This window comes from Bacillus sp. PK6-026 (assembly GCF_054161455.1).
Map to the genome: position 1 here is coordinate 2105028 of NZ_CP096418.1, position 14056 is coordinate 2119083.

General features: G+C 47.4%; 12 protein-coding genes. 1 reads left to right on the forward strand and 11 read right to left on the reverse strand.

What is annotated here, in order from left to right; genetic code table 11:
• Positions 1-88 precede the first annotated feature (88 nt).
• Positions 89-814, forward strand: coding sequence for an endonuclease/exonuclease/phosphatase family protein (locus tag M1D59_RS10875; protein ID WP_020451678.1), 726 nt, complete (start codon positions 89-91; stop codon positions 812-814).
• A 284-nt stretch (positions 815-1098) separates the two neighbouring features.
• On the opposite strand, the gene M1D59_RS10880 is transcribed toward M1D59_RS10875, so the two are convergent.
• The 11 genes from M1D59_RS10880 to M1D59_RS10930 all read right to left on the reverse strand — a co-directional run bounded on the left by M1D59_RS10880 (position 1099) and on the right by M1D59_RS10930 (position 13919).
• The gene (locus tag M1D59_RS10880) at positions 1099-1956 is read right to left on the reverse strand and encodes a RhaT/GlcU family sugar-proton symporter (RefSeq protein ID WP_020451679.1); all 858 of its coding nucleotides are present in this window, start codon (positions 1954-1956) and stop codon (positions 1099-1101) included.
• Between the two features lie 140 nt (positions 1957-2096).
• The gene (locus tag M1D59_RS10885; protein WP_373367296.1) at positions 2097-3290 is read right to left on the reverse strand and encodes a glycoside hydrolase family 10 protein; all 1194 of its coding nucleotides are present in this window, start codon (positions 3288-3290) and stop codon (positions 2097-2099) included.
• A 91-nt stretch (positions 3291-3381) separates the two neighbouring features.
• Complete coding sequence (locus M1D59_RS10890; protein WP_458118022.1) at positions 3382-4584, reverse strand: DHH family phosphoesterase; 1203 nt, start codon at positions 4582-4584, stop codon at positions 3382-3384.
• A 155-nt stretch (positions 4585-4739) separates the two neighbouring features.
• Positions 4740-5498: a pyruvate formate-lyase-activating protein gene (gene pflA / locus M1D59_RS10895; protein WP_458118023.1), complete on the reverse strand. Its 759-nt coding sequence runs from the start codon at positions 5496-5498 to the stop codon at positions 4740-4742.
• A 60-nt stretch (positions 5499-5558) separates the two neighbouring features.
• A complete protein-coding gene (gene pflB / locus M1D59_RS10900) occupies positions 5559-7784 on the reverse strand; it encodes a formate C-acetyltransferase (RefSeq protein WP_020451683.1) in 2226 nt (741 codons plus the stop codon).
• A 276-nt stretch (positions 7785-8060) separates the two neighbouring features.
• Positions 8061-9560, reverse strand: coding sequence for a glycosyltransferase family 4 protein (locus M1D59_RS10905; RefSeq protein WP_123032185.1), 1500 nt, complete (start codon positions 9558-9560; stop codon positions 8061-8063).
• Between the two features lie 136 nt (positions 9561-9696).
• Positions 9697-11169 (reverse strand): D-alanyl-D-alanine carboxypeptidase/D-alanyl-D-alanine endopeptidase, encoded by a 1473-nt coding sequence (dacB, locus tag M1D59_RS10910; protein WP_224067050.1) that lies wholly within the window; start codon positions 11167-11169, stop codon positions 9697-9699.
• A gap of 63 nt (positions 11170-11232) precedes the next feature.
• Positions 11233-11949: an ABC-2 transporter permease gene (locus tag M1D59_RS10915; RefSeq protein WP_103750463.1), complete on the reverse strand. Its 717-nt coding sequence runs from the start codon at positions 11947-11949 to the stop codon at positions 11233-11235.
• A complete protein-coding gene (locus M1D59_RS10920) occupies positions 11946-12656 on the reverse strand; it encodes a fluoroquinolone export ABC transporter permease subunit (RefSeq protein WP_101560950.1) in 711 nt (236 codons plus the stop codon). Before M1D59_RS10920 ends, M1D59_RS10915 begins: the two co-directional genes overlap by 4 nt.
• Positions 12653-13507, reverse strand: a complete 855-nt coding sequence (locus M1D59_RS10925; protein WP_020451686.1) for an ABC transporter ATP-binding protein — start codon at positions 13505-13507, stop codon at positions 12653-12655. The genes M1D59_RS10920 and M1D59_RS10925 overlap by 4 nt, the downstream gene beginning before the upstream one ends.
• Positions 13500-13919 (reverse strand): hypothetical protein, encoded by a 420-nt coding sequence (locus tag M1D59_RS10930; RefSeq protein ID WP_458118024.1) that lies wholly within the window; start codon positions 13917-13919, stop codon positions 13500-13502. Before M1D59_RS10930 ends, M1D59_RS10925 begins: the two co-directional genes overlap by 8 nt.
• Positions 13920-14056 lie beyond the last annotated feature (137 nt).

Here is a 14056-nt window from a genome sequence, read left to right on the forward strand (position 1 = left end):
TAACCTAATCTCGCTCCGCCGACAGCAGAAATATTTTAATCGTTCCGGAGGTACAATATGCTTAGCTTAAAGAAGAGGCGGGTTGATTATGAAATTTGGCATCATGACATTTAATATTCATCATGGAAAAGGAAGGGACCGTCGCGTTGATTTAGAGAGAACAGCCGGTGTGATCGCCGAGAGCGGCTGCGACATCGTCGGCCTTAATGAAGTAGATCAGCATTTCTCCAATAGAAGCGATTACGAAGACCAAATCGGCTCGTTAGCAGAACAATTGAACATGCACTATGCGTACTGCCCCTCCCTTTCATTGAGTTCCGGTGATTCTTCAGTGAACAGGCAATACGGGAACGCTCTCTTAACGCGTTTTCCGATTGTGAAAGAACGGCATCATTCATTCAACTTTGTCAAAGGGCTGATCGAAGGAAGGTCTCTTCTTGAGGCTGATGTCCGGATCGGTGATCGGCTCCTTCGCGTTTTTGTTACGCATTTGAGCCTGAATCCGTGGCTTCACGGCAAGCAGACGGATTTTTTAATCGAGAGGGTTCAAGAGAGTGATCTGCCTGTGATCGTCATGGGAGACTTTAATATGAAACCTCATTCACGGGGGTGGAAAAAGGTCGCGGAAAAACTGGCCGACCTGTGGGATGAAAGACAATACGGACAGGGGTTCACCCACCCTTCGCACCGCCCGAGACGACGCTTGGACTACATCTTCCTCAGCCGGTCTTTTCATGTGTCAGCGGCTGAAGTTGTCGCCGTTGATCCGAACGCTTCCGACCACCTGCCGCTTAAGGGCATTGTCACATATTAAAGGACGGCTTGAGAAGCCGTCCTTCAGCGTGTCGACAAACCCTCGCATTCGTTGTCAGGCCTGTGCGTCGGTGCTCACGAATAGGAGAAGGATCGGCGGCTAACCGCCCAGGCGTCCTGCCTGAACGCCGCCGTCATCACATCCTGTGAAAGTCAGCTTCCGATGCTCGGTCTTCCTAGACTGCAAGGGTTTTCAATCACGCTGAAAGGATGACAAAATCCCAAAACTAAATATCGTTTTGGGATTTTGTCAAAAAGCTTAAGGACGGCTTTAGAAGCCGTCCTTTAAGCTTTTGCAATGCCCAGCAAAACGCCGGCTGCGACGATTAATATAATGCCGATGGCGATACCGATCAGCTGCCGCTTCGTTTTCTTTTCGCCGAGCAAAATAATGCCGCCGAGCGTTGAGATGACGATTCCCATCTGCGATAGCGAAAAACTGGTCGCTACGCCGACCCGCGGCTGGGAAATGAATAAAAACATGTTTCCGGCTGCCCAGATTAAACCCGGAATGATATTTTTGATGACGTAAAAATTAAACGGCTTATGCCTGAATGTCAAGATCAAGCCACCGGCTACCATGCCGATAGCCTGAGGAAAAAGAGCCGCCCAGCCACTGACATCGAAAAGCCGTACGACGACGACATACACGAGATAGCCGAATGTGGAAATCAGCAAAATCACGATTCCCTTTTTCATGTCGCCGGTTTTTTCCTCCGATTTTTGGCTGCGGTCTTCCAGCGATGTCAGCACGATTCCCACGATGATGAAAATCAGCGCCAGAATCCCGAGAACAATCGAGATTGTCGTCGCCCACTCGCGAAAAACAAGCACGCCGAACAAAGAAGTGGATACAAGCTGAAGTCCTGTTGAGATCGGCATCGTTTTAGACACGCCGATCAACTTGATGCTTTTCAGCTGATTGGTCTGACCGAGCGCCCAAAATAGTCCGGAGACGACGCCGACGGCAAATATACGGGGGGATAATTCAGGCTGGACGACGAAGTAGATTCCGATTGAAAAAATTAAAGCGCCGAATGTCGTACCGAGCACCTGGCTGTACGGTCCGCCCCCAAGCTTTACATTAAAGAGCACAATGCTTCCCCAGAAAATCGCTGGTAAAATCGCTAAGAAAATGTCCATTTGATGTAAACCTTTCTTTCCTTGTTTTTATCTATTAAGGTGCTCTATTCATGCGATTTTTAACACAAAAAATCCATTTTGAACATTGTCAAAATGGATTGGTACTGTTACCGGCGGCCGTATCACTAAAATATCAGTTTTCACTGTTTGCTGTTTACGCTGTCAAGCCAAGGCATACCGGGAATAGCTGCCGGTTTTTTGTACAAGTCCTGGATCAGCCTGTCTTTTATGCCGAGCGGGTTCCGGTTTAAATCTTTCAGGCTGAAATGGATGCTTCCCATCACCATTGAGTCGCGGTTTAAGGCGATCTGTCGCGGATATTCTTCAGGGTCTGACCAGGCAGGATCTGAGTTTTGATTGATTTTATAGGCTGCTTGTCCGATGTATAAATGAACGGGGCGTTGGCTGACTTCATTTTTCCACCAGTCTACTAAAATGTCGTAGGAAGCCGGGGCAAAGCCGATGCTCCAGTAGATTTGCGGGGCGATGTAATCGATGTATCCCTGCCTGATCCATTCCCTCGTGTCAGCATAAAGGTCGTCATAGTTTGTCATTCCGGCGGCTGTATTCGATCCCGTCGGATCATCTGCTATATTGCGCCATACACCAAAGGGGCTGATTCCAAATTTGACCGATGCTCTTTCTTTTTTGACGGCGGCGTTGATCTGTTTGACAAGCTGGTTGACGTTGTCCCTCCGCCAATCTTCAATATTTGAAAAACGGTCCTTTCCATATTGTTCATACGTGCTCAAGTCGGGAAATTCGACGCCCGCAATTTTATACGGATAAAAATAGTCATCCATATGAACGGCGTCGACTTGGTAATTCTTGACGACCTCTGCTATGCCTTGGACAATGAATTCCTGTGCCTCAGGAATGCCGGGATTGTAATACAGCTGTCTGCCGTAGGCAACGACCCAATCGGGGTGCATTCTAGCCGGGTGATCCTGTGAGAGCCTGTTCAAATCCGTATGATTCATCGTGATCCGATAAGGGTTGAACCATGCATGAAATTCAAGCTTTCTCCGGTGGGTTTCTTCGAGCAAAAATGACAGCGGATCGTAGCCGGGGTCTTTTCCTTGAACGCCTGTTAAGTATTCCGACCACGGCCCGTATGCGGAAGGGTAAAACGCATCCGCCGCCGGCTTAATTTGAACGACAACTGCGTTCATCCCCATGGCTGTCACAGCATCCAAAAGCTTCACATATTCTGTTTTTTGCTCTTCGATTGTCAGCCCTTTTTTCGAAGGCCAGTCAATGTTTGTGACGGTGGCGATCCACACGGCCCGAAATTCTTTTGTTTCGCAGCTTGTGTTCTTTTCTTTCATGAACATCTCCCCTTTTGGAAAAATCGGAACTTTCTGTTATTATATGCCGGCTGTTCTTTTTTGTATATGAAAAAACAGGCCAAGACTGTCGAAGTCTTTAGCCTGTCGTTTGGATTGCCTGTTTCACCTGCTGCATCAAATATTGGACAAATGCTTCATCCCTTGCGAGCCATGCAGCATAATTTCTTTTAATAAACCGTTCTGCCTCTTCGAATGAAGTAAATGTCTCATGCTGAGTCACGCCGTTTAATTGAATGTTCCAGCCGTGTTCTCCAGGAAAGAGAAAAAACTGGTCTTCGTCCCTGTTGATATAAAGGCTGCCGTTGTCCGACTCTTTTAAATTATAGACGTTTTTAAAGGCATCCGCTCTCAAGGGCTCCAGCGGAAACGGTTCAGTCACATACAGCTTGAATGCTTCATCTGTCAGCGGGCACCCCGCTGCCTTGGCATGGCCGCCTCCGCCGAACGTGCCGGCGATTTCTGATACATCTGTTTCATCATGGATGGTGCGAAGGCTCACTTTTTTGCCGCCCATATTTAAGATGGCGATATAGTCAAGGTGCGGATACGTTTTTCCGAGTTCGTTCCCTACTTCGGAATGATAGGATTCCGCATGCACGATGCCGACGCAGTGTGCATTGATGAAGGTCTGAACGATTTCCCGCCGTTTCCTGCGGATATACCGTTCAATTTTTTCTTCTTCCATATCCAAGATTTTTTCTTCGAATTCATCAAATGAAAACGCGTCGCTTTCTTTAAGGCGCCGGACCATTTTTTCCTCAAATTCGTCAATGGAGACCATAAAAAACAGGTCATTCAGGCGTTTTGCTTCGAGCGCGTCCGTCTGTTCCCATTCCCATGTATCATAGAGGCGTACGAGTTCGACGAACTGATCCATCGCTTTTGTCTCTTGAATATAGCCGTTGTCTATTAAGTATTCATAAAAAAGAGAAGTCGCTGAAGCGAGCCTGCCGTCCTCATATTGAACTTTTACCATGCCCCAAGAGCGTTCATTCAAATGAAGCGCAGTTTTGTGGTGGTCGATGAGTTTGACCTTTCCGCCCGCTTCAGCATATTGGTCCAGCCTTTCTTCATTTTCTTGATGAACAGACAAGTCCGTAATAAACAGGCCTTCATGCTGTTTTTCTTTTCCTTTTGTCCGTTCCAAAAAACGTCCGACTTGCATATCAAGTCCGGTGACCGAATTGTAGCGGACCTCGACCCGTTCGCCAAAGGCCACCTTTGCGAGAATTCCGCAGCCGACTCCGTCCAAGTCGTTGTGAGAATACAAATGATACATGCTTCCCGCCCACCTTGCTGTTTTATTGTCGGCCTGCCGCAGCAGGCGCATCTTTCTCATCTTACTATTGTAAAAAAAGGGATTTTTTATACGGTTGTGCGGTAAGACAAAAAGGACAGCTTTTTGTTGGAAAAAGTCTGTCCGGTTAAAAGGGTTTATGTTTCTTGCAGCATGGCTCCCCCTTGCAAGTGGGCGGTGAGTAGTCTGTATGCGTTTTCGGCCCTGGCGGCACTTGGCGGTTCAACCCCTTTTAATGGATAATCCAGGCCAAGCGCTTCCCACTTGTAGACGCCGAGTTTGTGATAAGGAAGAACCTCCACCTTCTGAACGTTCCCCAGCGTGCCGATAAACGTGCCGAGGGCTGCTAAATCGTCATCGATATCAGAGATCCCCGGAACCAGTACATGGCGGATCCAGACGGGGACTTGATGATCAGCGAGAAACCGGGCAAAATCCAATATGTGGTCATTCGGCATTCCTGTCAGGTTGATATGTTTTTTCCTGTTGATATGCTTGAGATCAAGCAAAACAAGGTCTGTATACTGGATCAGCTCTTTGATCAGCTCTTGAAATGCCGGCGCCGCCGAATAGCATCCGCCGGACGAATCGAGCGCCGTGTGTATGCCATGGCTTTTACAGGCTTTGAACAGCTCGATTAAAAATGGCAGTTGTAAAAGCGGCTCGCCTCCGCTAACGGTGATGCCTCCGCCTGATGATTGAATAAACGGGAGATATTGCTGGACATCCTGAACGATTTCGGAAACCGTCATTTGTTTTCCGGTTCCGATTTCCCATGTATCAGCATTATGGCAAAATTGACAGCGCATCAGGCAGCCTTGTGTGAAGACGACATATCTGATGCCCGGACCGTCAACGGTGCCGAATGTTTCGATCGAATGAATATTTCCATCCATGATGAAGATCACCTCTTTTTATGGGGCGGAGCGCCTCGGCCGCGCTCCGCTTTATGCTCGTTACATCGATTCATGGAAGGTACGGCTGATAACGTCTAACTGCTGTTCTTTCGTCAGCTTAATAAAGTTGACCGCATAGCCTGAGACGCGAATCGTTAACTGCGGATATTCCTCCGGATGTTCCATGGCGTCGAGCAATGTTTCTCTGTTAAATACGTTTACATTTAAGTGATGCCCTGTTTTTGCGGCGTAACCGTCAAGGATGCTTGATAAATTGACGGCGCGGCTCTCTTCGTCTTTGCCAAGCGCTTTCGGGACGATCGAAAAGGTGTTGGATATGCCGTCGAGCGCATAGCTGTAAGGCAGCTTTGCCACTGAAGACAGCGATGCAAGCGTTCCTTTAGTATCGCGGCCGTGCATCGGATTCGCGCCTGGAGCAAACGGTTCTCCCGCCCGGCGTCCATCCGGCGTATTTCCGGTTTTCTTGCCGTAAACGACGTTTGACGTGATCGTTAAAATTGACATGGTATGAACAGACTGGCGATATGTCTGGTGCTTGCGCAGTTTTTTCATAAAGCGCTTGACAATGTCAACGGCGATCGCGTCGACGCGGTCATCATTATTTCCGTACTTAGGAAAGTCGCCTTCTGTTTCAAAATCGACGGCAATGCCGTTTTCATCGCGGACAACATTGACTTTGGCATATTTGATAGCGCTTAACGAATCGGCCACAACGCTCAAGCCGGCGATCCCGGTGGCCATCGTCCGCAAAATGTCCGTGTCGTGTAGCGCCATTTCAATTCTTTCATAGCAATATTTATCATGCATGTAGTGAATGACATTGAGCGTATTGATGTACAAGCCTGCAAGCCATTCCATCGTCTGATCGAATTTATGCATGACCTCGTCATAGTCCAGCACATCGGAAGCAACCGGAGGCATTTCCGGACCGACTTGCATTTTATGCTTTTCGTCTTTTCCGCCATTAATCGCATATAAAAGCGCTTTCGCCAAGTTGGCGCGTGCTCCGAAGAACTGCATTTGTTTGCCGATTGCCATTGCCGATACACAGCAGGCGATGCCGTAGTCATCCCCGTATTCAGGACGCATGATATCGTCATTTTCGTATTGAATCGAGCTCGTTTTAATCGACATTTTGGCACAGTAGTTTTTAAACTTTTGCGGCAGCCTGACAGACCAAAGGACGGTTAAATTTGGTTCCGGCGCCGGACCTAAATTGTCAAGCGTATGCAGGAAACGGAACGAGTTTTTCGTGACGAGTGCGCGTCCGTCGTGCGCTATTCCGCCGATTGATTCTGTCACCCACGTCGGATCGCCGCTGAACAGCTCATTGTAGTCAGGTGTGCGTGCAAATTTGACCAAGCGCAGCTTCATGACAAAATGGTCGACAAGCTCTTGGGCCTCCTGTTCTGTTAATGCGCCCGTTTTCAAATCTCTTTCGATGTATATATCAAGGAACGTGGACACGCGGCCAAGGCTCATTGCTGCTCCATTTTGCTCTTTAATGGCAGCCAAATAGGCAAAATACAGCCATTGAAATGCTTCTCTTGCATTCGCCGCAGGCTCGGAAATGTCAAAGCCATAACTTGCTGCAAGTGCTTTAAGTTCATTCAATGCCCGGATTTGTTCTGACAATTCTTCACGAAGGCGGATGTTTTCTTCAGACATCACGCGAGAGGTGCCGGCCGCATCTTTTTTCTTTTCATCGATCAGGAAGTCCACGCCGTAAAGCGCCACTCTCCGGTAATCGCCGATGATGCGCCCGCGCCCGTAAGCATCAGGCAGTCCGGTAATGATTCCGACCTTTCGGGCGAGTTTCATTTCGTCCGTATACGCGTCAAACACGCCTTGGTTATGGGTTTTGCGGTAATCGGTAAAGATTCTTTCCACTTCTTCATTCAATTCAAAACCATAGGATTCACATGCTTGTTTCGCCATGCGAATGCCGCCGAAAGGCTGAAGCGACCGTTTAAACGGCTCATCGGTTTGAACGCCGACGACTTTTTCCAAGTCTTTGTCCAAATAGCCGGGACCGTGCGAGGTAATCGTTGAGACGATCTCTGTATCCATATCGAGGACGCCTCCGTTTTCACGCTCTTTTTTTGTCAAGTCCATTACGTGATCCCATAATGCCGATGTAGCTTCCGTCGGAGGTTCGAGAAACGATTCGTCACCTTGATATGGCTCAAAGTTCGAGAGAATAAAATCGCGGACATTGACTTCTTTTTGCCAAACGTTTGTGGTGAAACCTTTCCATTGTTCCATTTAAATCCCCCTCTTTTCAAGTTGAAATGATATAACAGTTGTTGCATTTATATCTTATGTTTAATATAACAGTTTTGAATGTGATAAAAATCACATATTTTGTGAAATAGTTAACAAATTTAAGAAAGTTCTTTGAACATCGCGTTTTTCCTAATATAGGATGTTGTTTGAAGCAATTTTCTTATTTGAATCTGTATTATAATAAAGTCAAATAAAATGAAAACTGTTATATAAAAAAACCGGCTAAACAGCCGGCTTGCGCAGAAGTATTTATCATCAGTCGAGGGATACGAACTGATTGCCGAATGCTTCGATAGTGCTTTTCAAGACATAGCTGCCTCGGGGGAGCTGGTGAAATTCATAGCACCCTTTCGAATCGACCGCTTTTGTCTGCAGTAAAACGCCTGACAAATCATAAACATGAATGTAATGGTCCTCTTTTTTAAGTTGGCTTTTGAGATGTTCCGGGATTTCCCCGGCAATCGTGTACTCCGCTTCTGACGTTTTCTTTTCACCGATTTGTTCGAGGATTTCCAGGTCCAGCCCCTGCTCTTTTCGATGATTTTTGCAGGACCGCACTGCTCTTTTTTGTGTCTCGAATGTTTGATACAGGTTTTCGATCGACCTCATGTGAAAGCTGATATCCCAATGTTTCATAGCTTTTTGAAACGCTTGGCGCCCCAATTTTTGCCGGGTTTTGTCATCGTCGAGCAGCAGGCGCAGCTTTTCAGTAAGCGCTTCGCTGTCTGCCGGGGGAACAAGCAATCCGTTCGCACCGTCATCAATGATTTCTTTTACCCCGCCTACGTTTGTCGCCAGCACAGGTTTTGCGGAGAACTGCCCTTCCAGGATGACGAGCGGAAATGTATCGTGAAGCGACGGCAAAACAATGACATCACTAATATTCATTAAGTCAGGTATATCTTTTCGCTTTCCGAGAAAAGAGACCGCCGACGCGATACCGAGCTTTTCGGACAGGCTTTGCAGAGTTTCGAGCTCCGGACCCTCGCCTGCGAGAAGGCAGTGAAAATCATCCCTTTCGCACCGCAGTTTATAAAGCGCTTCGATCAAATAGCGGTGTCCTTTCACCGGAACGAGCCGCGCCGGACAGAGAATGATCTTTTTTCCTTGATGCGGGAGGTTTTTAGGGAGATTATTTTTCTTTTCGATAAAGGGTGTTTTTACAATTCCATACGGGATGACTCGGATGTTCGAAGGCGTCACACCAATTTGAATCAGCTCGTGTTTCAGCCATTCGCACGGAACGGCCACAACGTCTCCAGACATTGCGCCCAAACATTCTTCGATTTTCATGTATTGCTGTTCCTGGCCGCTTTTCTCGTCAAATTCCCCGGTAATCTTTGCTTCATGATATTTAAAGTTATGGAGGGACACGATTAAAGGCGTGTGCTGAGGTTTGGAACGGGCCAGTGCTCTTGCCGTCATAAAATCGTGGCAGTGGATCAAATCATACTTCTTAAGATCAAACTGTTTAACAGCTTGTTCCAAACTGTAGCGCTCCATTTCACGCCAATATATCCACAGGGGATATTTTTCGGTATAAGCTGTTTGAAGACGGTGAATCAGCTCATGTTTTAACCGGTGTTTATCGGCCGGCTGCTGATCGGCGACCTGAATGTTGAGCCATCGGGTATCGTGCGACATTAAATCGACAGAATGCCCTTCTCCTTCCAAGCTTTTTCTAAGGATATCAATATAGGTAGACGGGCCGTTTGTATGTGGAGAGTATCGATAATAAGCCAGCAAAATGTTCATATATTTCCCCCTGCCTGCTGTTAAACTTATTGAAATGAAATCTCTTAGCATTATATGGCCTCAGCTGAAAAAAGTACGAAGTGAATGGAAAGCCTTTTCAATAAAGAAAACCCATTGCCTTAAGCAATGGGAGCTGTCATGAAGAAGCTAATATTTGAACGATTTTATCTTCAATATCCTTTCCTTTTTCATCATCCACGAGCTGATTGAGAAGAATGGAGAAAATCAATGTCTCGCCGCTTGCAGTATCGATATAGCCCGATAAGGTACTGACGGTTGAAAGAGAGCCTGTTTTCGCTCTGACTTTGCCTTTTAGAGCCGGGTCTTTCAGCCGGTTTCTTAATGTGCCGCCGACCATTCTGTCGCTTTCTCCCGCAACCGGGAGTGAACGGGTAAACGACGGAAACCATTTCTCTTCTTGAACGGAATACAATAGCTTTGTGATCTGGTCGGCAGAAATCAAATTGATATGCGAGATGCCTGAGCCGTCTCTGAGAACGATCTTCTCTGTGTCCATTCCAAATCCCTGCAGTTCTTTATTCAACACTTCCAGACCTTGATCCCAGCTTCCTTCACGGCTCGCGGCTTTTCCCATTTCCTTGATCAGTGTTTCGCCATGGCCGTTGTTGCTGAGCTTCATAAAGGGGATCATCAGCTCTGAAAGCGGCATGGATTGATGTGCGGTGATGCGGCGCGCTTTTTTTGGCGCTTTGCCGGTTTTAGTCTCTCCCAGGATTCGAATGCCTTGTTGCTGTAAAGCCTGTTTAAATAAATCGAGTGCATATTCTGACGACTCCCAAACCGCAACCCATTGTCTGACCCTTGAAGCGCCTTGTGGAATCGTCCCTTTGATTTGGATGGTATTTCCGCCGTGTTCCCTTTTAATCGTGATATCTTTTTTTCCGTCTGCAGCAACGGTCTTGGCACCGTTTTCGATTTTGACATGATTAGTTTGCGGAGTAAGCGATACAACGGGTTTTTTCCCGGTTTTGCCGTCAGGATTCACGTCGATGATGACCGTTCCGGCATCATAGTCTTCGTTTGGCGAAGCTGTTAAAGCCGAGATCTGCGCTCCGTAGTATGCGTCTTCATCGCTCCAGGAAAGGTCTTGAGAGTAGCGGACCTCATCATACCAGGAATCATCGCCGACCAAGTCTCCCCGGATGACAGTGATCCCTTGTTTTCGGAGTGCCTTGGCCATTTGCTGAAAATCGGCTTTCAAAAGCGTCGGATCGCCTTTTCCTTTTAGATAAAGGCTGCCTTTGAGTGTGCTCGCGGATCGTGCGCCGTCTGTCATCACCTCTGTGGGAAAGGTATAGTCCTCACCCAGGACGGAAAAGGCAGCTGCTGCCGTTAAAAGCTTCAGATTGGACGCCGGTCTCATCCGTGTATCGCCCATATGGCCGTATATCATTTTCCCGCTTTCTGCGGACCTGACGCTGATGCCTGCGAGCGCTCCTTTTAAATCAGGCTCGGTCTTTAACAGCTGATCAATTTGCTCTTTGAGCCCGGCGCCTTTTTCCCCGGCGGCCAAGCCGTCTATGCTGCCGGCCAACGTCAATACAAAGATCATCATCATACACAGACAAAGCTTCATATTTTTCTTCATAGAATATCCCGCCTCCCGCTGATGGTTCTAATACTTTATTGCAAAACGCGGCGGGATATACTCCTATTGATCGGTTTTCACCAAAAACCTCCGGTATAAAAGCAGCAGTATCATTACATGCAGCACAACTCCGATGAACCCGAAAACGAAAACAAGCCCTTCATGAGAAGTTCCTGCCAAGTACGTTTTCGCTGTCCAGTAGGTCGGCGTGAAAACGCCGAAAAGCTGCCACGGCAAAGGAATAAAATAAACCGCGGCCGGCATGAAAGTGAGCAGGCTGAACCCTTTCATTAAAGCGAGCCCTTCCACTTTGTTCGAAGCGTAAGCGGCTAAAAGCAGCGTGTAAATCGGGGCTTCAAGCGTGACCATGATCAGGATGAACAAAAGGTACACAGAGCCGGGCGCCATTAAACCGCCGGATGCAAACAGCAAAATGCTGTAGCAAAAAGTCAGCGCCATTGGCAGGATGAGGCGTATCAAGACATATCCGCGCTTCGACAAGGGCGTCACGGCAAAATACTGAATCATATTTTCGTCGCGCTCATCAAGCAGGATAAACCCCGACATGATACCGAGAATCAGGGGGATGAAAAGCATGGCAAAGCTCATGATCAAATGACGGTATGGGGTGATATTGAATGCCGCCAGTTCCGCTGACAAAGGAATGCCAGCGGCTGTCACGATGATGAGCAGAAAAGGCGCCAGACCGTAAAAAGCAAGCATTGAATCACGTTTGATCTGTTTCATATCTCCGCGTATCAGCTGAATGATTTTCATCATCGTGTATCACCTCCGCCAAGCTTTAATGTGATGAACGTTTGAAGTGAATGCCTCGCCCACAAATACGCGGCTCCGTTCCACAACAAGAGAGTGGAAATCGCGTAGACGAGCTCCCACTGCTGAAGGCCGGTAAAGGCGGAACCTAACAGCATTAATGAGGCCTTTGACGGCAGAGCGTAAAACAGCGGGCTGCTCCAAATGCCAGCTGTTTCAAACAAAGGCAGAACGAACACAAAGGTGCTCAAAGAAGACAAAAAGAAAAATCCGTTTAAGGTTTCACACCGCACCGCCAAACCTAAGCCGATCATCGTGAAGAAAAATGAAGTGCACAGCACGCCGCAAGCGAACAAACCGGAATTTGTTCCATAGCCAAACACACTGCTGTGGATGAAAATGCTCGATCCGAGAGACAAAACGGATAAAGACGCCGTTTTGGAAAGAATATACTCACTCGCACTTAGCGGCGTTACAAACAGGCTGTCATGGATGTTTTGCCCTTTCTCCAGTAAAACAAGACCCCCGATGAAGAAAAACCCCAGGAAGCTCGGGTCTGAAAACGTCAAGGCAATGTTGGCCGCCTCCCTGTAATCAGCTGGAAGAAACTGCAACACAGCGATATACACCGCGCTGATCAGCAAATAGGCATAATAAAAACCGTGCTTGAACTGAAGTTTGATATCATGGGAAATCGCTGATAAGATCCTCAACTTAAACGCCTCCCCGTCACATCGATAAAGATGTCTTCAAGCGATGCTTCTTGGGAATGAATGGTTTCCACAGGGTGGTCCTTGATCAAGTTCAAAAATTCCGGGCTGCTGCCGATCTGATCAAGGTCAAATTGAGCAGTTTCCAGCTGCCTGCGGCTGCGGTACTCCACTTTTACGTGCCTTTTTCCTTTTTGCACTTTCAAGGCGCTTGGAGAATCAATCAAAGCCACCCTGCCGTCAACGATGAAAGCTACGCGGTCGCAGATTTCTTCAGCTGTTTGCATGTGGTGCGTTGTGATCAGGATCGTCTTCCCTTCCGCCTTTTTGTTCAGGATAAGCTGTTTTAATTTTTTGGCATGCACGGGATCGAGCCCCGAGGTCGGTTCGTCTAGAAATAAAAGATCAGGCTGATTGATCAGGGCTCTCAAAAAATTCAGCCTCATTTTCATGCCTTTTGAGTAAGCGGATACCTTTGTCCGGCCGTACTCTTCAAGACCCGTTAAAGCGAGCAGCGTTTCCGGCTCCTCGGTTTCAGATGCATACAAGGAACGGAACAAATTTAAGTTTTCCAGTGCCGTTAATCGTTGATAGAAATTCGGAAATTCAAAGGCGACGCCGATTTTCTCATAAAAGGAGCTGTCGGCTTGACTCAATTCTTTCCCCATCACAGAAACCCGGCCTTCATATTGCTTTAAAATACCGATTAATATTTTTTGAATCGTGCTTTTTCCAGCACCGGACGGGCCGAGAAATCCAAAAATTTCACCCTTTTGAATCGAAAAGTCGATTCCTTTCAATACGGGCGTTTTTTGTCCGGGGTATGTGAAGCGAAGCCCGCTGACTTCAATCATGGGATGCATCCTCCTTGGCCGAAAGCCCCTGTCCGATCAATTCGATAAGCAAATCCATCGTTTCGTCATAGCGGTCTTCCCCAATATTTGATTTTTGAAAGGATAAAAGAACAATGGCGCGAATCACACTGACGATCGTCTCCGGTTTTTTTCTGACAAGCCAACCTTTTTCCTGGCCCATTTCAATTAAAGGCTTGAAAAAATCTTCGTCGCTGTCGAAATGCGCCTGCAGCTTTTCTTCGGGGAGTTTGCGGAAGAGTGTCTCGAGTAAGTTGTCATCGTAAACTTGGCGAATGTACGGGTTATCTTCCATCACCGCCAATGCTTCACGCAAAAACTGTGCAAATGTTTTCCCGCTTTCAGAAAATGAAGCCTCAAGCTGGGCGCGGATCTTACTTTCTTCCTGCTGCAAAATCTCAAAATAAAGCTCCTCTTTCGAGTCGAAAAATGTATAAAATGAGCCTTGGGCAATTCCGGCCGAGGCTGTTAGCTCACCAACGCTCGTTTTTTTTCAATCCAAGCTGCGCAAAAAGCTCTCTTCCGCTTTGC